At 62.5% G+C, this 20,200-nt stretch carries 19 protein-coding genes, 1 tRNA gene and 2 pseudogenes; 15 read left to right on the top strand and 7 right to left on the bottom strand.

Annotated features, from left to right (window positions below):
- Nucleotides 1-252: 252 nt before the first annotated feature.
- Nucleotides 253-447: a hypothetical protein gene (locus tag AC0NIH_RS26165; RefSeq protein ID WP_473462698.1), complete on the bottom strand. Its 195-nt coding sequence runs from the start codon at nt 445-447 to the stop codon at nt 253-255.
- Nucleotides 448-743: 296 nt separating this feature from the next.
- Between AC0NIH_RS26165 and AC0NIH_RS26160 the strand changes: the two genes are divergently transcribed.
- A tRNA-Ser gene (locus tag AC0NIH_RS26160) sits at nt 744-834 on the top strand.
- 61 nt (nt 835-895) lie between these two features.
- Nucleotides 896-1,717 (top strand): annotated as a pseudogene (locus tag AC0NIH_RS26155) (tyrosine-type recombinase/integrase); the annotation flags it as partial.
- A 45-nt stretch (nt 1,718-1,762) separates the two neighbouring features.
- Here the strand turns inward: AC0NIH_RS26155 and AC0NIH_RS26150 are convergent.
- Complete coding sequence (locus tag AC0NIH_RS26150; RefSeq protein WP_473462515.1) at nt 1,763-2,668, bottom strand: alpha/beta fold hydrolase; 906 nt, start codon at nt 2,666-2,668, stop codon at nt 1,763-1,765.
- Nucleotides 2,669-2,948: 280 nt separating this feature from the next.
- Entirely contained in the window at nt 2,949-5,009 is a 2,061-nt protein-coding gene (locus AC0NIH_RS26145; RefSeq protein ID WP_473462513.1) for a lytic transglycosylase domain-containing protein, read from the bottom strand.
- 301 nt (nt 5,010-5,310) lie between these two features.
- Here AC0NIH_RS26145 and dapA point away from each other — a divergent pair, with 301 nt between their 5' ends.
- From dapA to AC0NIH_RS26125, 4 genes and pseudogenes are all read left to right on the top strand, one after another.
- Nucleotides 5,311-6,192, top strand: a complete 882-nt coding sequence (dapA, locus tag AC0NIH_RS26140) for a 4-hydroxy-tetrahydrodipicolinate synthase (protein WP_473462695.1) — start codon at nt 5,311-5,313, stop codon at nt 6,190-6,192.
- Nucleotides 6,193-6,442: 250 nt separating this feature from the next.
- Nucleotides 6,443-6,922, top strand: coding sequence for an SsrA-binding protein SmpB (smpB, locus tag AC0NIH_RS26135; protein ID WP_013896388.1), 480 nt, complete (start codon nt 6,443-6,445; stop codon nt 6,920-6,922).
- A gap of 88 nt (nt 6,923-7,010) precedes the next feature.
- Complete coding sequence (locus tag AC0NIH_RS26130; protein ID WP_473462509.1) at nt 7,011-7,721, top strand: glycoside hydrolase family 25 protein; 711 nt, start codon at nt 7,011-7,013, stop codon at nt 7,719-7,721.
- Between the two features lie 227 nt (nt 7,722-7,948).
- Nucleotides 7,949-8,188: pseudogene (locus AC0NIH_RS26125) on the top strand (zinc-binding dehydrogenase); the annotation flags it as partial.
- Nucleotides 8,189-8,253: 65 nt separating this feature from the next.
- On the opposite strand, the gene AC0NIH_RS26120 reads toward AC0NIH_RS26125, so the two are convergent.
- Nucleotides 8,254-8,910 (bottom strand): uracil-DNA glycosylase, encoded by a 657-nt coding sequence (locus AC0NIH_RS26120; protein WP_473462507.1) that lies wholly within the window; start codon nt 8,908-8,910, stop codon nt 8,254-8,256.
- Nucleotides 8,911-8,921: 11 nt separating this feature from the next.
- Nucleotides 8,922-9,503: a LabA-like NYN domain-containing protein gene (locus AC0NIH_RS26115; RefSeq protein WP_473462504.1), complete on the bottom strand. Its 582-nt coding sequence runs from the start codon at nt 9,501-9,503 to the stop codon at nt 8,922-8,924.
- A gap of 341 nt (nt 9,504-9,844) precedes the next feature.
- Here AC0NIH_RS26115 and rpoZ point away from each other — a divergent pair, with 341 nt between their 5' ends.
- From rpoZ to era, 9 genes are all read left to right on the top strand, one after another.
- Nucleotides 9,845-10,246, top strand: a complete 402-nt coding sequence (gene rpoZ, locus AC0NIH_RS26110; protein ID WP_013896382.1) for a DNA-directed RNA polymerase subunit omega — start codon at nt 9,845-9,847, stop codon at nt 10,244-10,246.
- A gap of 133 nt (nt 10,247-10,379) precedes the next feature.
- Nucleotides 10,380-12,608: a RelA/SpoT family protein gene (locus AC0NIH_RS26105; protein ID WP_473462502.1), complete on the top strand. Its 2,229-nt coding sequence runs from the start codon at nt 10,380-10,382 to the stop codon at nt 12,606-12,608.
- Between the two features lie 105 nt (nt 12,609-12,713).
- Nucleotides 12,714-13,292 (top strand): orotate phosphoribosyltransferase, encoded by a 579-nt coding sequence (gene pyrE, locus AC0NIH_RS26100; protein ID WP_473462499.1) that lies wholly within the window; start codon nt 12,714-12,716, stop codon nt 13,290-13,292.
- A 15-nt stretch (nt 13,293-13,307) separates the two neighbouring features.
- Entirely contained in the window at nt 13,308-13,688 is a 381-nt protein-coding gene (locus AC0NIH_RS26095) for a VOC family protein (protein ID WP_473462496.1), read from the top strand.
- Nucleotides 13,689-13,952: 264 nt separating this feature from the next.
- Nucleotides 13,953-14,552, top strand: a complete 600-nt coding sequence (locus AC0NIH_RS26090; protein WP_023768482.1) for a DUF2062 domain-containing protein — start codon at nt 13,953-13,955, stop codon at nt 14,550-14,552.
- Nucleotides 14,549-14,962, top strand: a complete 414-nt coding sequence (gene acpS / locus AC0NIH_RS26085) for a holo-ACP synthase (RefSeq protein ID WP_473462494.1) — start codon at nt 14,549-14,551, stop codon at nt 14,960-14,962. Before AC0NIH_RS26090 ends, acpS begins: the two co-directional genes overlap by 4 nt.
- A gap of 78 nt (nt 14,963-15,040) precedes the next feature.
- The gene (gene lepB / locus AC0NIH_RS26080; protein WP_013896376.1) at nt 15,041-15,790 is read left to right on the top strand and encodes a signal peptidase I; all 750 of its coding nucleotides are present in this window, start codon (nt 15,041-15,043) and stop codon (nt 15,788-15,790) included.
- A gap of 2 nt (nt 15,791-15,792) precedes the next feature.
- Nucleotides 15,793-16,506 carry a ribonuclease III gene (gene rnc / locus AC0NIH_RS26075; protein WP_473462491.1) on the top strand — a complete coding sequence of 238 codons (714 nt, stop codon included), beginning with the start codon at nt 15,793-15,795 and terminating at the stop codon, nt 16,504-16,506.
- The gene (gene era, locus AC0NIH_RS26070) at nt 16,491-17,423 is read left to right on the top strand and encodes a GTPase Era (protein WP_140576328.1); all 933 of its coding nucleotides are present in this window, start codon (nt 16,491-16,493) and stop codon (nt 17,421-17,423) included. Before rnc ends, era begins: the two co-directional genes overlap by 16 nt.
- 74 nt (nt 17,424-17,497) lie before the next feature.
- On the opposite strand, the gene AC0NIH_RS26065 is transcribed toward era, so the two are convergent.
- Together AC0NIH_RS26065 and AC0NIH_RS26060 are read right to left on the bottom strand one after the other, a co-directional pair.
- Nucleotides 17,498-19,003, bottom strand: a complete 1,506-nt coding sequence (locus AC0NIH_RS26065) for a winged helix-turn-helix domain-containing tetratricopeptide repeat protein (protein ID WP_473462488.1) — start codon at nt 19,001-19,003, stop codon at nt 17,498-17,500.
- Nucleotides 19,004-19,131: 128 nt separating this feature from the next.
- Nucleotides 19,132-19,935, bottom strand: coding sequence for a CPBP family intramembrane glutamic endopeptidase (locus tag AC0NIH_RS26060; protein ID WP_473462485.1), 804 nt, complete (start codon nt 19,933-19,935; stop codon nt 19,132-19,134).
- Nucleotides 19,936-20,200 lie beyond the last annotated feature (265 nt).

Here is a 20,200-nt window from a genome sequence, read left to right as displayed (position 1 = left end):
CAAGCTGTGGTGGCCTCGGTTTGTCGTGCTGGATTCCTGCGACTGTTTTTGCTAGCGAGGCAAATGAACAACCGACTGCCGCCTGCCTGGTCCAAACATCTGAAAGCTCCGTCCGGCTCGAAAATCCCGCACCCGAAAATCGTACAGCCAAAAGCGAACCAGCTATCGCGGACACAGGCCGACGACGCGCTGCTCAGGCATGCGGTAGAGCTTCATCAAGCAAACCGGTTGCTTGAGGCCGAGGCACCTGTGTCAGCGCGTCCTGGCCCACAACCCGCCCGAGCCTTCTTCGAGCGAGACCACGGCCGAGAAGCATTGCCGGCATCGAAGTAGTACTGCACGACGTTGGTGTCGAAATTGCCGTAGGGGACAATCGTATCCTCCATGACGTTTGCCGGCATAGCCGATGAACGTATCGAAAGCAGATTCGTCTTTACCGACGCGCAGGCCACCGAGCTGGATCCAGGCGAAGTTCAGCGAAACGCCCTTGTTGTGCCCCTGCCAGCCGTCACCTCACTCAGAAAGCTCTCGTTAACCTTCAGGCCCGCCGCAACCGCTTGTTTCCAGCCGAATCCGGCAATCGGCCGACGGAATCATGGCAAAGCCTGGAGTCGCCGGCCTGGGATTTGCCGCAGAACCGCCGCAACTGGGGAAACCCGCGATTTCCGGCGCCATCTTATTTTTCCATATAATGATGCGGGCTTGTTGATTGTGGCGACGCTTTTCTTTATCTGCGGCGCAACGGAGAGGTGGCCGAGTGGTCGAAGGCGCTCCCCTGCTAAGGGAGTAGAGGTCAAAAGCTTCTCGTGGGTTCGAATCCCATCCTCTCCGCCATCCTGCTTCGCTCTTCGAGCTTCGCAGGACAAGCCCAGACCTCCCCGCGAAGCAGGATGTCACCTTGCGCCAGCGCGGCAACAGCAACGCAACCATCAATCGAAAGATGGCTGCCCTCAGCAAACTGCTGCGCAAGGCTTACAAGATGGGGGATATTCACAGCCTGCCCGAGTTCCGTCGCCAGAAGGAACGGGCGGGGCGGATTCGTTTCGTGGAAAGGGACGAAGAGGCGCGGCTGTTCGCCGCTATCAAGAGCCGCTGCGAGGACGCCTACAGGCTTTCCGTCTTCCTGGTCGATAGCGGCTGCCGTCTCGGCGAGGCGCTCGGGCTGACCTGGAACGACATCAAGGAACATCGCGTCAGTTTCCAGACCATCATATCCGGCCGCAGCCGCACCATCCCGATGACCGAGCGGGTCAAGGAGGTGGTCAAGCTGCCCCCGGCCGAAGGCCGTCGGCCGAAAGGCCCGTTCACCAAGCTCAGCCAGGCACAGTTCCGTGCCATCTGGAACGAGGCGAAAGCCGAGGTCGGACTTGGCGCCGACGACCAGGTCGTGCCGCACATCCTGCGTCACACCTGCGCCTCGCGACTTGTCCAGGGCGGCATCGACATCAGGCGCGTGCAGATGTGGCTCGGCCATCAGACCCTGTCGATGACCATGCGTCACGCGCATCTGGCCACCAACGATCTCGACGGCTGCGTTACCGTGCTGGAGACGCCTCGATGCAGTGGGGCGGGCGACCGCAATTCGGTCAGCGCTCCACCTGCCCCCCAAATACTTAAGTGGGAAAAGCCGCTTAAGCGGGAAAAGAAGAACGAGAAGTCTCAGCCCAATGCGGCTCGAAAAATACAAAGTACCGGTAGATCAGTCGAACAAGAATAGTAGCCCAGTCGAACAAGAACAGAAGCCTGGGATCGAGATTTGATCCTAGGCTTCTTGCTTCGAGCCTCCCTGCCTTTCCGCACGGGCGAGAAAAGCCGTGATGTCGTCGGGCAAGCTGCCGGTTTCGAGGAAAGGGGCGTGACCCTGGCCCTCGACCGTGATCGTATCCATCATCGGATGGCGCTCTCGCATCCGCCGCAACGTGTCCACCGACAGCAATCTCGAATTGGCGCCGCGTATGGCGAGCAAGGGGATCGCCGCCAACGCATCAAACTGCGGCCACAGCGCGGGCAATGGCTGCGACAGGTCGAGACCGGCAACCGTGTCGACCAGTCTCGGGTCGAAGTCCGGCAACAGCCCCAGATCCGTCTCGCGGTAGAGCGCCGCCACCATCCGGGTCCAGTCGGCGTCGGTGAGCAGGGGGAAATCCTTGCCGTGAACACTGCGCTGCGCATCCGCTATCTCGGCGACGGTCTTCGGCTTCGGCGCGCGCTCGAGATAGGACTGGATATGCGCGAGGCCTGCCGGCTCGATCACGGGCCCGATGTCGTTGAGAACAATGGCTTTCAGCGCGGCTGGCCGCAGGGCGCCGAGCACATGGATGATCAGCCCGCCGCGCGAGGTGCCGATGAAGGCGGCCTCCTCGATGCCGAGCGCTGCCAGCCCGGCAAGCACGTCGCCGGCCTCGACGCCGACATTATAGTGGCTGAGATCGGGATCGTAGGCCGACTGCCCGCGTCCGCGATAGTCGAAGGCAACCACCTTGCGTGGATTGGGTCCTGTCGACAGACGCAGCGCCAGCTCGTGAAAATCCCGCGCGTTGCGGGTCAGGCCAGGCAGGCAGACGACCGGCCAGTGTCCGGAATTCGCTTCGCCATAGACGCGCGCATGAAGTCTGAGCCCATCCGGCGCGGCGTAGAAGAAGTCGGAAAAGCCTTCGTGGTTCGACATCGGAAAAAGACTCCTGGCCGGCTTGTTTCCGACTGCTACAGATGAGTGCAGGAGCGGTCAAATAGAAGGCGCGACGCCGAAGCTGCCAATCTCCCCCCTTGCGGGGGAGATGGCCGGCAGGCCAGAGGGGGGTGTGAAGGATCGCCAACCTTGAATGGCTAATTCGGAACGAGTCAACAAATTAGCTGATAGGCCGAGGGACAGCACCCCCCTCTGCCTTGCCAGGCATCTCCCCCGCAAGGGGGGAAGACCGGCAACTTTGGCGACGGTGTGCTTGCCGTCAACTCCGTCCGTTCACCAGATCGCCTACAATGTCGTATTTGCCGGAAATACGCATCTTGTAGACCTCGTAATTCTCCATCACGCGCTGCACGTAACTTCTTGTTTCCGTGTAGGGAATCCGCTCGATCCAGTCCACCACGGCATCGATGTCCTTGCCGCGCGGGTCACCGTATTTCGCCACCCATTGGCTGGCGCGGGCCGGACCGGCATTGTAGCCGGCGAAGGTCAGCACATAGGAGCCGTTGAAGCGGTTGAGCTGTTCGCCAAGGAAGGCCGAGCCAAGCGTGGCGTTGTAGCCTGCGTCGGTGGTCAGCCGTGTCTGCGAAAATTGCAATCCGGCCTTCTTCGCCAATTGCTTGGCGGTTCCCGGCATCAGCTGCAGCAGCCCGCGTGCCCCTGCGCTCGACACGGCGCCGATGTTGAATTCGCTCTCCTGGCGCGCGATCGCATACGCCAGCGCCTTGCCCGAACCGGAAATATTGGCCGAATCGGGAATGACGCCGAGCGGATGCGACAGCGCGCCGACATCGATGCCGCGCGCGCCGGCGATCTTGCCGACCTTCAGCGCCATGAAATGGTTGTCCTGCTTCTCGGCAAGGACCGCGAGCAGCGCCAGTTCGCCGGGGCTGGTCAACTGCGCGGCAAGATCGCGATAGAGCGTCTCGGCATAGCGATCGTAACCTGCCTCCTGCAGCCGCTTGATGGCACTCACCGCTTCACGTCCGGCAAAGTTCTGCCGGTCGGCCGCACTTGGCGAGGGATAGACGATATTCAGCGCCTGCCGGCCGACACGCTCGGCGGCAAGCTGGCCGTAAAATGTCGTGCCATAGTCAGCTGCGCGCCCAAAATAATCCTTGGCGTTGCCGGGGCCGCCGACTTCCGCGGCACGGCCGAGCCAATAGTAGGCGCGCGACAGGGTCATCGGCCCCTGGGCAAGGTCGGCGATGCGCGTGAAATGCGTTGCGGCAAGCTTGGGGTCGTTCAGGCCGCGCAACGCGTACCAGCCGGCATGGAATTCGGCTTCCGCCGCATTGGCAGCACTTTCGGCCGCATGCATGGCGACGATCCGGTAGGCCATCTTCATGTCGCCCTGGTCGACCAACTCGCGCGACAGCACCCGGCGCTCGACCCACCAGGCATCCGGATCGACAAGTGCCTCGCGGTCCGTCGGCGCCTTCATGACAATGGCGGCGGCGCCGGCAAGATCCTCCTGCTTGCGCAAATATTCGGCCTGGGCGAAGAAATAACCGGCCGAACGCTGCGCCACTGGCACTGCCTTGAGCAGTTTCGGCGTGTTCTTGTCGCCCCTGTCGGCGGCGGCCCAGGCGTCCGCCAGCTGCTGGGCGCCGGCAAGGCCGGCGATGCGCAGGGCGGAATTCACCCGGTCGGCATAGAACATGCGCTCCATGCGAAAGCGATGGTCGGCAGCAGGGATCAGGCCGCCGAACTCCTTGATCAGCGCCGTCTCGTCCTTGGCTTCCAGGACTGCCGTGTGCCAGAACGGCGACAGCACCGAGCGCGCCGCCTTGATATCGCCCGATGCCACATAGGCACGGGCTAAAACCATCACGCCTTCGAATGTCTGCGGCTGGCTGCCATCGAACGCCCGGACGACAATGTCGGGGGCGGGGTTTTCGCGATAAAGAGCGCGCTCGCTGTTCTTGCGCAGGGCAGCCGTGCCCGGCCAGTTGGGCAGCACCTTCGCGGCGGTGGCGATATCGCCGCTCGGTACCTTGTCGCCGCCATAAAGCGCGATTGCCCAGGCCAGGATGTGCTGGTCGAGTGCGTGAGCGGGCAGGGCGTCACGCACACCGCGAGCGCGGGGAATATCACCGGCCGCCAGTGCATCCAGCCCGCTTTTCAGCAGGGCGACGCTGGGGGAGGGATCCTGCTGCGCCTCGTCTTGCCGGTTCGGGTCTTGCAGGTTCTGGTCTTGCAGATCCGGCATGGGGATGGCCGAGGTGACCCGCACATCGACGCTGCCGCCGATCGCCACGCCGGGCACCAGCACGGCAATGGCGCCAAGCAGCGCGAAGAAATGGGGCCGATTGGCCGGCATGATCTACGTCTTTCCTTGCTCTGGCATTTGCCAGCAGGCGAAGATGCCTCGAAGCCTAAACTTAGGTCGTGAAGGGCTCGTAAACAAAAGCTTATCGAGGTCGTTCGAATTGCGCTCGGTGGCACCACGGCAATGCTTGCCGCGCAACCATGTCGAGACTATGGTGCGCCGCTTCGCTTTCGGCTAGAAGGCGCGCACGGCAAACTGATCGACAAAACACCGATGCATGTCGCCCAAAAATGGTTACCGGGTTTGGGACAACGACATGCACAAACAAAGAAGTCCCAAGGAGTTGGACGATATGCTGAGAGGCTCGCTTACTGCGCTCGTGACACCGTTCGAAAAGAGCGGGCGTTTCGACGAGAAAGCCTTTCGCGCGTTTGTCGAATGGCAGCTCGGCGAGGGCACGGCGGGCCTGGTCCCTGTCGGCACCACGGGCGAGTCGCCGACGCTGTCGCATGACGAGCATCGCCACGTCGTCAAGGTCTGCATCGAGGTGGCCAAGGGCCGCGCTCCGGTCGTCGCCGGCGCCGGTTCCAACAACACCGAAGAGGCCGTCGGCCTCGTGCAATATGCCGAGAAGGCCGGCGCCGATGCCGCTTTGGTGGTCACGCCCTATTACAACAAGCCGACGCAGCGCGGGCTCTACGAGCACTTCGCCGCCGTCGCCAGGGCGACCAAGCTGCCGATCATCATCTACAACATCCCGCCGCGCTCGGTCATCGACATGATGCCGGAGACGATGGGACGGCTGGCGCATGACTTCAAGAACATCGTCGGCGTCAAGGATGCCACCGGCAAGGTCGAGCGTGTTTCCGAGCAGCGCATGACTTGCGGCAAGGATTTCATTCAGCTTTCGGGCGAGGATGCCTCCGCACTCGGTTTCAACGCGCATGGCGGTATCGGCTGCATCTCGGTGACATCCAATGTCGCGCCGCGGCTCTGTGCCGAGTTCCAGGAAGCGACGCTCTCCGGCGACAGCGCCAAGGCACTGGAGCTGCAGGACCGTCTGTTGCCGCTGCACAAGGCCATTTTCATCGAGCCCGGCGTTTCAGGCGCCAAATACGCGCTGTCGAAGCTCGGCAAGGTCGAGAACGTGTTGCGTTCGCCGTTGGTTACGATCGAGCCTTCGACAGCCGAAAAGATCGATGCAGCTATGAAGCACGCCGGCTTGATCAATTAGCGAGCCCGTTTGGAAACTCTACTCCTGCGGCCACCTGAAGGTGTCACCTGCGCTTCCGGTGCTCACGTACTATATGTACGCTCCGCTCCGGTTCCGCGCATGGCCCCGAAAGCGTCTTCCGCTTTCGGAAAGGACCATGCGCAAAGTCGGGCTTCTAGAGCGTCCCTTGCGCGTTTGAAGAACGCGCGGTGCTCTAGGGACACCATCATCTGACTCGCAGGAGCGAGTTTCGAAACGGACTCTAAGCGTCATGAACCAAGTCAGAAAAGCCGATCCCAACAACAAGACCGTTGCGGAAAACCGCAAGGCGCGGTTTTCCTATGAGGTGCTCGACACGATCGAGACTGGCCTTGTGCTGACCGGCACCGAGGTCAAGTCGCTGCGCCAGGGCCAGGCCAACATCCAGGACAGCTACGCCTCGGTCGAGGGCGGCGAGATCTGGTTGATCAACTCCTACCTGCCGGAATATTTGCAGGCCAACCGCTTCAACCACGAGCCTAGGCGGCGCCGCAAACTCCTGCTCAACAAGCGCGAGATGGCAAAGCTGGCGCAGAGTGTCGACCGCGAAGGCATGACCCTGGTGCCGCTGAAGATCTATTTCAACGACCAGGGCCGCGCCAAGCTGCTGCTTGCCGTCGGTCGCGGCAAGAAGCTGCACGACAAGCGCGAGACCGAGAAACAACGCGACTGGTCGCGCGAAAAGGGTCGGCTCTTGAAGGAGCGTGGGTGAGAAACATCGGGCGATAGCCCTGGAAAAGCCAAGCGTTTGGCCTTCAGGTGCTAGCAGTGGAGCCAAGCTGATACCGGAGGAGACAGTCTTGAAGAACCGGATCATCCTCTGGGGATCGGTTAGCCTGGTTCTTGCAACCCTCATTGTCGCCGGCGGCTTCCTCTACTTTCAGACCTATTCTCCCGACCGCGGCAAATATCCGCTCAGAGGCATCGACGTTTCCCATCATCAGGGCCAGATCGACTGGCGGCGCGTTGCCGCCGATGATGTCGCCTTCGCCGTCATCAAGGCGACCGAGGGCGGCGATCACGTCGATGATGCCTTTGATCGCAATCTGCGGGAGGCTCGCGCTGCCGGCCTTGCCGTCGGCGCCTATCACTTCTTCACCTTCTGCCGGCCCGGCGCCGATCAGGCGAAGAATTTCATCTCGGTCGTGCCACGCGATCAGCCCTTGCTGCCGCCGGTCGTCGACGTCGAGTTCGGCGGCAATTGTCCGCAGCGCCCGTCGCCCGAACAGTTGAATGCCGAACTCCAGGCCTTCCTCGGACCTGTCGAGGCCGCGTTCGGCAAGCCGGCGATCGTCTATCTGACGGATGAGGCCGAGGCAGCCTATGCCGGGCAGATCGCGGCTCGTCCGCTTTGGCTTCGCTCGCTGCTTGTGGTGCCGGACCGCCACGACTGGATCTATTGGCAGTATCACAACAGGGGCCGCGTCGACGGGATCGCGGGCGATGTCGACCTGAACGTTCTCCAGGGCGGTCAGGAGAGACTGGCGGCGCTGCTTGCATCCGTGCATTGAGATGTTGGCGCGCCCGAATTTGTTTCTTCACAAGCCGAGCCACGCCATTGAATCCAATGACGATTGCGGTGGCACTTACCTATGCCTCGATCGGCGACGTGGAACCGGACGCACTGCTGCCGGTGTGAGCTTTGCCGGTCGCTGCCGCCACCGCCTCAAGCCGCGGCTTGAGACCCCTCTGGCGCCAGCGTCACATTCGCGTCGCCCCACACTTTCAGCGCGATGATGAGCGCAAGAGCGTTTCGATCCATTGGGAGCTGATGTTCACCCGCTCACTGTACGAACCGCCTGATATGGCTGCGCAGGGAGAGCATCTGAACGAACTGGCGCGGCTCGTAGACGCTGGCACGATCCGCACCACACTGGGTGAGACATTCGGTCCCATCAATGCCGCCAATCTGAAGCGTGCTCACGCGCTGATCGAGAGCGACAGGGCCAAGGGCAAAATCGTGCTGGAGGGGTTCTGACGCAATTTCAGAAAAATTGTGAAACGGTTTCCCGTCCGGAATTGCGTCAAAGAGATAGACGGGTGCTATTCCCGCAGGAATTCCGCGATCTCGCTGAACACCTTGACGAACATCGCTTCCGTCAACACACCCGTATTGGTGTTGTAGCGCGAGCAGTGGTAGCTCGAAAAAAGCGTGATGCCGCCGGCCGGCAATTGCCCGCCATGCTTGAACGGGTAGGCGGCGACACGCCCGCCCAGCGCGCGCACTGTCGACTGGTGCGCGATCGATCCCAGCGCGAGCACGGCGCGCAAATTAGGGAAGCGGGCGATCGTCGGCACCAGGAACGTCCGGCAAGTGGCGATCTCGGCGCCCACGGGTTTGTTCTCCGGTGGCACGCAGCGCACCGCGTTGGTGATCGCCGTACCGACAAGCTCCAGACCGTCATCGGGCCGGGCCTTGAACTCGCCACGTGCAAAACCGTGCGCGATCAGCGTCGAGTAGAGCAGGTCGCCGGCATAGTCTCCGGTGAAGGGTCGCCCGGTGCGGTTGGCGCCGCGCAGGCCGGGCGCCAGCCCGACGATCAGCAACCGAACCGCGGCGTCACCTTCCGGCGGCAAGAAAGTCGGCACCGGCGCGTTGAACCAGGACGGCTCGCGCTGCCGCCATTCGGCGATGAAGTCATGCAGCCGCGGACAGAGCGGGCAGTCGCGGTCCGGCTCGGAAGCGGAAAGGGCCGTCAAGGCGACCGGCCTCAGTAGTCGTCCTCGTCGGCTTCGGCCGGCTCGGGCCGGCGCACGGGCCTCTCCGAGGGATCGCGGCCGACCTCGTTCTTCAGCGTCACCAGGTCGATGAAATGGTCGGCCTGGCGGCGCAGGTCGTCCGATATCATCGGCGGCTGCGAGGCCATGGTCGAGACGATCGACACCTTCCGGCCACGCCGCTGCAGCGCCTCGACCAGGGTGCGGAAGTCGCCGTCGCCGGAAAAGATGACATAGTGGTCCACGACATCGGCGAGCTCCAGCGCGTCGACCGTGAGCTCGATGTCCATATTGCCCTTGATCTTGCGGCGGCCGGTCGAGTCGGTGAATTCCTTGGCGGGTTTGGTGACCACCTTGAAGCCGTTATAGTCGAGCCAATCGATCAAGGGGCGGATCGACGAGTACTCCTGATCCTCCACCAGCGCCGTGTAATAATAGGCACGCAGGAGATAGCCGCGCTTCTGGAAGCTCGACAAGAGCTTGCGATAGTCGATGTCGAAGCCGAGCGCCCGCGACGTGGCGTAGAGATTGGCACCGTCGATGAACAGGGCGATTTTTTCACGAGGGTCGAACATGGAAAATATTCCTTTTCGAAAATGCGGGCCGTCTAAACGAAATGCGGTAGCGACTATCGGTCAGGCTCATAATAAACCGGCTGACCTTGTCCATCCGAGATAACGCCAGTTTGGTGGCAATCCAAGGCGTGATGGGGCACTGCAAGCAATTGTGATCGCAGCGCCGAAAGAAGGAGGCGGCCCGACTTTGCCAAATCCCCCGACTTTGCCAAATCCAGCGTCTGGACAGGGGATTGAGCGCCCAATAGCGCCGCCATTGCCAAGAAGCTTGTATTTCGGCGGCGTTCGGGTTATGGACCGCGCCTGTTTTCCGTCAAATCCAGGCATGAAAGGGGCAATCCATGGCCCGCGTAACCGTTGAAGATTGCATCGACAAGGTCGACAACCGATTCGAGCTGGTGCTGCTTGCCGGCCACCGCGCTCGCCAGATCAGCCAGGGCGCGCAGATCACCGTGCCGCGCGACAACGACAAGAACCCGGTCATCGCCTTGCGCGAGATCGCCGATGAGACGCTGTCGCCCGACGATCTCAAAGAAGATCTGATCCACTCGCTGCAGAAGCATGTCGAGGTCGATGAGCCCGAGGCCGATGGCGAAGTGATTGCCGACCAGACCGGCGGTGCCGTTGCGGCCGCCGACACCGACGACGCCGAGGAGAATGTCACGTTCGACCGGATGACCGAGGAAGACCTGCTGGCCGGCATCGAGGGTCTGGTGCCCCCGGAAAAGAGCGACGACTACTAAGAGCGAGCGTCTGTTCCGGGGGTTGCTGGAATAATCTTCCGCACTTCCGTCCTGGCAGTTTCGTGGTTATCTATGACATGCGCCGTACAGCAGTGCGGCGCATGATTCATTTCATCGCCGAGAGATTCCGCCCATGATGCGTCAGTATGAGCTTGTCGAGCGCGTCCAGCGCTACAAGCCTGACGTCAACGAGGCACTGCTCAACAAGGCTTACGTCTATGCCATGCAAAAGCATGGCCACCAGAAGCGCGCGTCCGGTGATCCCTATTTCTCGCATCCGCTCGAAGTCGCGGCCATCCTCACCGAAATGCACATGGACGAAGCGACCATCGCGGTCGCCCTGCTGCATGACACCATCGAGGACACCACGGCGACGCGGGCCGAGATCGACGATCTGTTCGGCCCGGAAATGGGCAAGCTGGTCGAGGGCCTGACCAAGCTTAAGAAGCTGGACCTCGTGTCGAAGAAGGCCGAGCAGGCGGAAAACCTGCGCAAGCTGCTGCTGGCCATCTCGGAAGACGTCCGCGTGCTTCTGGTCAAGCTCGCCGACCGCCTGCACAACATGCGCACCCTCGACCATATGCCGGAGGCCAAGCGCCTGCGCATTGCCGAGGAGACCATGGACATCTATGCGCCGCTGGCTGGGCGCATGGGCATGCAAGGTATGCGCGAGGAATTGGAGGAGATCGCCTTCCGCTTCATCAATCCTGAAGCCTACCGCGCCGTCACCGCGCGGCTTGCCGAGATCTTCGAGCGCAACAAGGGCGTGCTGACCGACATTGAAAAGGCGCTGTCTACGCTGTTCGAGAAACATGCGATCAATGCCGGCGTCAAAAGCCGCCAGAAAAAGCCGTGGTCGGTGTTCCGCAAGATGGAGGCCAAGGCGCTGTCCTTCGAGCAGCTGTCCGACATTTTCGGCTTCCGCGTCGTCGTCAATACGGTCGAGGATTGCTATCGCGCGCTCGGCGCCATCCACACCACATGGTCGATGGTTCCCGGCCGCTTCAAGGATTACATCTCGACCCCGAAGCAGAACGACTACCGCTCGATCCACACCACCATCGTCGGTCCTTCGCGCCAGCGTGTCGAACTGCAGATCCGCACCCGCGAGATGAACAAGATCGCCGAATACGGCGTCGCGGCCCATTCCATCTACAAGGATACCGGCGGCAAGGTGAACGGTGCCGCCCCCGCGATCTCGAAGGAAACCAACGCCTATGCCTGGCTGCGGCGCACCATCGAGCAACTCGCCGAAGGCGACAATCCCGAGGATTTCCTCGAAAACACCAAGCTGGAGCTGTTCCAGGACCAGGTGTTCTGTTTCACGCCGAAGGGCATGCTGATTGCGTTGCCGCGCGGCGCCACGCCCATCGACTTCGCCTATGCGGTGCACACCGATGTCGGCGACACCTGCGTCGGCGCCAAGGTCAACGGCCGCATCATGCCGTTGATGACGGAACTGAAGAATGGCGACGAGGTCGAGATCATCCGCTCCAAGGCGCAGGTGCCGCCTGCCGCCTGGGAATCCGTCGTCGTCACCGGCAAGGCGCGCGCCGCCATCCGCCGGGCCACCAAGAATGCCATCCGCAAGCAGTATTCGGGCCTCGGCGCGCGCATTCTGGAGCGGGCCTTCGAACGGGCCGGCAAGACTTTCACCAAGGACAGCCTGAAGCCGGTGCTGCATAGGCTCGCGCGCAAGGACATCGAGGATGTCCTTGCCTCGGTCGGTCGCGGCGAACTGGCCTCGACCGACGTCATGAAGGCGGTGTTCCCCGACTACAAGGACGAGCGCGTCACGCCGGCCGCGCCCAAGCAGCGCGAGGAGGGCTGGTCGAAAATCCGCAACGCCGCCGGCATGCTGTTCCAGATACCGGGCCGCGCCGCGCGCAAGGACAAGGACCAGCCGCGCGACGGCGCCGTGCCGATCCGCGGCGTGCGCGGCGACCTGCCGGTGCGCTTCGCGCCGGAAGGCGCCGTGCCTGGCGACCGCATCGTCGGCATCGTCCAGCCGGGCACCGGCATCACCATCTATCCGATCCAGTCGCCGGCGCTGCAGGCCTTCGACGACCAGCCCGAGCGCTGGATCGACGTGCGCTGGGACATTGACGAACGCACCAAGGAGCGGTTTCCCGCGCGTGTCTCGGTCACCGCCATCAACGCGCCGGGATCGCTCGCCGACATCGCCCAGGTCGTTGCTTCCAACGACGCCAACATCCATACGCTGTCGATGGTGCGCACGGCGCCCGACTTCACCGAAATGCTGATCGATCTCGAGGTCTGGGATCTGAAGCATCTCAACCGGCTGCTGTCGCAGCTCAAGGACAATTCGAGCGTCAGCGACGCACGACGTGTGAATGGGTGATAGTGAGTAGTGAGTAGTGAATGGTGAAGGAAGTGCATTACCCTCTACCCTCTACCCTCTACCCTCTACCCTCTACCCTCTACTCACTACTCACTGGAGCGAACAATGAACACCGATGAAGTGCTGGGCATTTTCCGCGAGGCGGGTGCTGTTCTGGAGGGGCATTTCATCTTGACGTCCGGCCTGCGCAGCCCGGTTTTCCTGCAGAAGGCGCGCGTGTTCATGCACGCCGACAAGACCGAGCGGCTGTGCAAGGCGCTGGCGACAAAGATCCGCGCGGCGGTACCGGGCAAGATCGACTATGTCGTCGGCCCGGCGATCGGTGGCCTGATCCCGGCTTACGAGACCTCGCGCCATCTCGGCGTGCCGGCGATCTGGGTCGAGCGGGAAGGGGGCGAGTTCCGCTTGCGTCGCTTCGAGATTGCGCGCGGCGCGCGTGTCGTCATTGTCGAGGACATCGTCACCACCGGCCTGTCGATCCGCGAAACCATCGACTGCTTGCGCGAGCTTGGCGGAGAAGTGGTCGCCGCCGCCTGCATCATCGACCGTTCGGCCGGCAAGACCCATGTCGGCGTGCCGCTGATCGCGTTGGCCGAGTATGAGGTCCCGGCCTATCCCGCGGACCGGCTGCCGCCGGAGCTTGCCGCTATACCGGCAATCAAGCCCGGCAGCCGCAACATCTGACGACGGGAGGTCGAGATGATCGTCGGGATCGATCATTTTGTTTTGACGGTGGCGTCGCTCGACGCGACCTGCGCCTTTTATCAGCGCGTGCTGGGTTTTGAGCGCATCGATACGCCGGGCCAGCCGACAGCCCTGGCTTTTGGCAACCAGAAGATCAATGTCCACGAGATCGGTCGCACTTTCGAGCCGAAGGCTAGGTTGCCGACGACCGGATCCGGCGATTTCTGCCTGATCACCGATCGCCCGCTCGCCGAAGTCATCGCCAGTCTCGAGGCAAACAATGTGGTGGTGGAGTTGGGGCCGGTCGAACGCACCGGCGCCCGCGGCCCGATGATGTCGGTCTATTTCCGCGACCCCGACGGCAACCTCGTCGAGGTCAGCGAATACCTGCGGTAGTATCGCAAGCATTGGGCTGCGACAAAAAGCCGACGCCCCTTCTCAAATTCGCCGTGATTGTCCGGTGTTGGAGGAGGCGAACCTTACCAGGATTATAGGCTGTATGGCCGCAGTTCGGATGGCATTCGGTTGTTGTCGGGGGTGCGCATGGCTATATCAAAGTCGCGATTGCCTTTAGGCGGCCGCAAAGCGCAAGATATGACGGTCGAAGCCGGGCTGGAAGCAGCCGGTATGTAAGCTGTACGTTACCGGGAATAGGAAAGAGTGCTTTTTCGTCGCCGCAAGCCTGATGGTCTTCTCGAGCGGGTGCGTACCTATCTGTGGCCGCGCCGCTCGTTTTCACGCTCGCTCCAGTATTTCTCCAAGCGTATCCTGCGGCTGAAGGCCACGCCGCACGCTGTGGCGGCCGGGGTCGCCGCCGGCGTCTTTGCATCGTTTTTCCCGGTGGGCTTCCATTTCGCCATTGCCGCTATCGTGTGCTGGCTGATCGCCGGCAATCTGGTGGCGGCTGCCCTCGGCGCGGTTTTCTTCGGCAATCCGTTGACCTTTCCCCTGTTGTGGGGTGCCTCCTGGGAAACCGGCAAGCTGATCCTGCATGAGCGCCTGCCCAAGCACGGGCCGCCCGCGCAACTGGGCGACATGATGCATACGCTTTCGTTTGCGAAGCTGTGGCACCCCGTGCTGGAACCCATGCTGATCGGCGCCGTGCCGCTCGGGCTGGTGTTTGGCCTCTTGTTCTACGGCATCACGCGCTGGGGCATGAACGCTTTCCGCGAACAGCGTCGCAAGCGCCTTGCCGAGCGCGCACGCCGTCATGGCCAATCGTCCCATCCCACGGGAAGCATCGGCTCCGCCGCACGATGATCATTGGCATCGGCAGTGACCTGATCGATATCAGGCGCATCGAGAAGTCGCTGGAGCGCCACGGCCAGCGCTTCGTCCAGAGAATCTACACCGAGGTCGAACAGGCGCGCTCGGAAAACCGGCGCGCCCGCGCGGCCTCCTACGCCAAGCGCTTCGCCGCCAAGGAGGCTTGCGCCAAGGCCTTGGGAACGGGTCTGGCGCAAGGCGTCTTCTGGCGCGACATGGGTGTCATCAACCTGCCCAGCGGGGCGCCGACGATGGCGCTGACTGGCGGCGCGCTGGCGCGGCTGGAAAAGATCCTGCCCCGGGGACATCGCGCGGCGATCCACCTCACCATCACGGATGATTTCCCGCTCGCTCAAGCCTTTGTGATCATCGAAGCGTTGCCCGTCGAAGAAGCGCCACATTGATTGCCTCTGACGACCGGCATTGACGTTGCCCAGCGCGCGCCGAGACTCTATACCATCCAACGCACAATCGAGGACGACATGAGCGTGGCTGATAAATCCCAGAAGAAATCCGGCGGGCTTGGCGAAACCGTCAGCGTCGTCGTCCAGGCGCTTTTGCTCGCCCTGGTCATCCGCACGCTCTTGTTCCAGCCCTTTTCGATCCCATCGGGATCGATGCGGCCGACGCTCCTGGAAGGCGACTATCTGTTCGTCACCAAATGGTCCTACGGCTACTCGCGCTATTCGCTGCCTTTCGGCCCAGATATTTTTTCTGGCCGCATCTGGGGCTCCGAGCCCAAGCGCGGCGATGTCGTGGTGTTCAAGTTCCCGCCGGACCCTTCCGTTGACTATATCAAGCGCGTGGTCGGCCTGCCCGGCGACAAGATCCAGATGAAGGACGGCCAGCTGTTCATCAATGGCGTGGGCGTGCCGCGTGTGAAGACCGGCCAGATCGATAATCCCGACGTCACGGAAAAGGATTATCCGATCGACGTCTATCGTGAGACCCTGCCTAATGGTGTCAGCTACGACACGCTGGACCTGTCGCCGAATTCGATCGGCGACAACACCCGCGAATTCGACGTGCCGCCCGGCCATTATTTCATGATGGGCGACAACCGGGACAACTCCGCCGACAGTCGTTTCACGGTCGGCTATGTTCCGGCGGAAAACCTGGTTGGCCGCGCCAATCTCGTTTTCTTCTCGATCGCCGGCAAGGCAAGCCCACTCGAAATCTGGAAATGGCCGTCGCTGATGCGCGCGTCGCGCCTGTTCCACTTCGTCAATTAGGGATGGCAGCGGCAAAACGCCTGACCGCCGATGCGCTCGCCGAAGCGCTTGTGGAACGCACGGGCCATGCCTTTGCCGACCGCCAGCGCCTGCAGCGCGCGCTCACGCATGCCAGTGCCCGTGGGGCCAATGCCGGCATCGATTACGAGCGCTTTGAGTTTCTCGGCGACCGCGTTCTCGGCCTGGTCGTCGCCGACATGCTGCTGGCCGCGTTTCCCGATGCGGCGGAAGGCGAGCTGTCGCTGCGGCTCAACGCGCTGGTCAACGCCGAGGCGCTTTCGGACATTGCTGAACATATCGGGCTGCCGGACTTGATCCGCGCCGGATCGGATATACGCGGGCTCGATGGGCGCAAGCGCGTCAATCTGCGCGCCGACGCCTTGGAATCGCTGATCGCCGTGCTCTATCTCGACGGTGGGCTGGAGGCGGCGCGGGCTTTCATCCACAAATACTGGCTGCCGCGTTCGCAGGCTTCGGGCGCGGCGCGCCGCGACGCCAAGACCGAATTGCAGGAATGGGCGCATCAGGCGGCGGGTGCGGTTCCCGCCTACCAGATCGACAGCCGCGAGGGGCCGGACCACGACCCGCTGTTCACGGTCAGCGTCAGGGTCGGCGCGTTTCAGCCGGCAGTCGGCAGCGGCCGTTCCAAGCGCGAGGCGGAGCAGGCGGCCGCGGCTGCCCTTCTGCTGCGCGAAGGTGTATGGAACGCGGCATGACCGATATCGAAACTGCTGAACCCCCCGCCACGCACTCCGGTTTTGTCGCGCTGATCGGCGCGCCCAATGCTGGCAAGTCGACGCTCGTCAACCAGTTGGTCGGCGCGAAGGTGTCGATCGTCACCCACAAGGTGCAGACGACACGTGCCATCGTGCGCGGCATCGCCACGCATGACAATGCGCAGATCGTCTTCGTCGACACGCCCGGCATCTTCAAGCCCAAGCGGCGGCTCGACACGGCAATGGTCACCACCGCCTGGGGCGGCGCCAAGGACGCCGACATCGTCTTGCTGCTGATCGATGCCGAGCGCGGCATCCGGGGCGATGCCGACGCCATCTTGGAACGGTTGAAGGACGTGCGCCAGCCGATGGCGCTGATCCTCAACAAGGTCGACCGGGTCAAGCACGAGACGCTTCTGGCCTTGTCCGCGGCGGCGAATGAGAAAGTGCCGTTCAAGCGCACCTTCATGGTCTCGGCGTTGACCGGTTCCGGCTGCAAGGACCTGCTCGACTATCTGGCGCAGGCGCTGCCGGCCGGCCCCTGGTACTATCCGGAAGACCAGATTTCGGACCTGCCGATGCGCCAGCTCGCGGCCGAGATCACGCGCGAAAAACTGTATCTGCGGCTGCATCAGGAATTGCCCTATTCCTCCCATATCGAGACCGAGAAATGGGAAGAGAAGCCGGACGGTTCGGTGCGCATCGACCAGACCATCTACGTCGAGCGCGACAGCCAGAAGAAGATCGTGCTCGGCCACAAGGGCGAGACCATCCGCGCCATCGGCCAGGCGGCTCGGATGGAAATCGCGGGCATTCTCGAGCAGAAGGTGCACCTCTTCCTGTTCGTGAAGGTGCGCGAAAACTGGGGTGACGATCCCGAGCGCTACCGCGAGATGGGACTGGAGTTCCCGCATTAAGGTCGAAATCGACACAGCACTCGTCAGCTGGTTGGTCGCCACGCCATATAAGCTGTGAGGTAACGGCACCGGATCTAACGTCGCCGTCCCAGCGCCAGCAATACGCCATTGACAAGATGCTCCGCGTCGACGGCGTTTTCGAACGGGACCACTGTTGTCGCATAGTCGACCGGCGAAAAATCGAAGCCACCGGCATTGATCAACGCCGCCTGGCGTGTTGCCGCCTCCATGTTGCCGAGTTGCGCATAGCAGGCGGCCAGGCGCGTGCGGATCCACGGCGTTGGCCGCGTCGCCAGTTCCAATGCCTCCGCGGCCGGCCGGTATTCGCCCAGCATGTAGAGCGCCAGCGATCGATCGTATTGGTACCAGTGAGGATTGAGCGGGTCGATCCTGATGGCGCGCGCCAGCCAGCTGAGCGCCTCGAGCGGTCGGCCGCGCATCGTCAGAAGATGGCCCATCTGCTCGATGCATTCGGCGTCGCCAGGATTAAGCTCGAGCGCGATCCGCAAATGATGCTCGGCGGCCGGATGGTCGCGCATGCTGAGCCGGACCAGCGACTGAATGCGGTGCGCCGTCGCCTGGTCGGGAGACAGCGCGATACCCCTTTCCGCAAGATCGCGGGCTTTTGCCAGCACGGAACTGCTGGTGGGTCCGAATTCGCTGTTCAGCACATGGGACAGCGCCAAATACGTGTGGGCGAGCCCATAGGAAGGATCCTTCGAGATCGCCGCCTCGAACAGTGCCGCAGCTGCCTTCAGGTCGCTTTGCGCCGGGTCGCGCATCAAGGCGACGCCTCGCAATACCAACTCATAGGAGGCGAGGCTGGTCACCGGCCGCCGCGAGGCGCGCGTCAGTCCGGCATTGCTGACCTTGACCACCAGCCGACCGACGATCTGCTCGACGATGTCCTGCTGGATCGCGAACAGCCCGGCAGCCTCGGCCTGGTAGCGATCGCCCCAGAGCTGCGCTGAATTGGCGGCATCGACCAGACTGACCGCGGCGATGATGCGCTCCGCTTGTCGCCGCACCGAGCCTTCAACGAGATAATCGGCGCCGATGCGCGAGCGGATGGCTGGCCACTCGGCGGGCGAATGGGAGGCGAACGAAAAGCTCGAATTGCGCGCCAGCACTGTCACCGTGCCGAAGCGGGCAAGACCATTGATGATGTCTTCTGCAAAACCGTCGACAATCTCCTGATTGGCTGGATCCGCGCCGTCGTTGCGAAATCTCAGCACCGCCACGATTGGCTGTGCACCGGATTCGGGTACTGCTTCCGTCTCCGGCACCAACATGTAGCCGCGTTTCGACACCGTCCGCACCCGTTCCTCACCCAGCACCTTACGAATTTCGCGCACCGACTGCGTCAGCGAATCCTCGGTGACGAAAACTCCAGGCCAGACCGTATCCATCAGCTCCGATTTCGGCACCACGCGGCCGATGTGGCAGGCAAGGTGGGTCAGCAACGCGTAGGCTTTCGGGCGCAGGAAGGCCGGCTGGTCGGCCCGGCTGAGCGTGCCTTTGCCCAGATCGAGCGTAAAACCGCCGAATTGAAAAACCTGACCGGTGGCCGAGACCGCCATCAAAGGCCCGCTCCTGAAGCCATGCCGGCATTGGGCTACGGCGAGCGGGCTGGGTCAAGGGCCAGTGCACTTTCATCGCCAGAAAGACGCAGCGCCTGGCTTCGGTCGCCGCGACAATTGCGTTTGCGTTAGACTGTGCCGGCGACGGCAAACCGCATCTTTGGCCTGCGCACGAAACTTTCCGTGCCATAGTGGGCGACAATGATGACCGCGATGACTGCCCAAATGCCGACACCGAGCCATTGCTGCTGTACGTAGTCGCCGCCCGTGAACACCTGGCCCAGGAAGCGCACGCTGTTCTGGTGGGTGAGGTGCATGATGAAGGCGAGAAGCACGCTGCCGGTATTCTGGTAGAGCCATGTGAAGACCACGGCAGCCAGCAAGACATTGATCGTGCCGTACAGGCTGAGGTCGCCGACCAGCCCAAGCGGAAAGTGCCAGACTGCCCAGATCACGCCGAGGAGCAGGCTGCCGGCCAGCGCCGAATGACTGGCGAGCAGACGTGATGTCGCAAAGCCCCGCCAACCGGGCTCCTCTCCGAGCGGGCCGCTGAAGATGGCGTAGAGCGCGATGATCGGCACCATCTCGGAAAAGGCTGGAATATTGGCCCAGGCTGGTGCTGCGGCGCCAAATAGCGGATTGATCATGATGGAAGTCAGCTGTGTTGCGAACGGCAGGCCGAAGGCCACCAGGTACCATGTCGGATGCACCCGCCACTTTACCATCGAGGCGAGGATCGCCTTGACTGAAGTCCAACCTCCGGAAAGAGAGGCGACGATGAAGCCGGCGGCCATCGGGCCAAACGTAAACCAGGGAATACTGTCGCCATTCGACAGCCAGAACGGGATGAAGCCCAGCCAGGTCAGGCCAAGCGCCAGTGAAAAGAAGGTGGTCAGTTGGTGCCTTCGCACCGTGCTCAGGAGGGAAATCATGTCAGGTCCTCTCGACGGGCAGATTGGTCAGGAGAAGTCGCCGGGCTGCCCGATCGGTCGACCTGCATGTGGAAACGAGCCTAATGTGTCCGGCCGTTGATCGACCGCTCTGGCCGACCTGCCCTTATTGCTTCTTGTGCCGCCAAAAATCCCGAGCAGTTTCTGAAATATTTCCGACATTTCTGAAGGGCTGGCCTATTGCTCGGCAGCCGGGGCGGAGCCGATGTGGAATCCGGCCACGGACTGCTACCGGGCACCGCGTCCC

The sequence above is a fragment of the Mesorhizobium sp. WSM1386 genome (assembly GCF_055901595.1).
The sequence above is the reverse complement of the archived record's forward strand: the minus strand, read 5'-3'. Positions and strand labels throughout refer to the sequence as shown.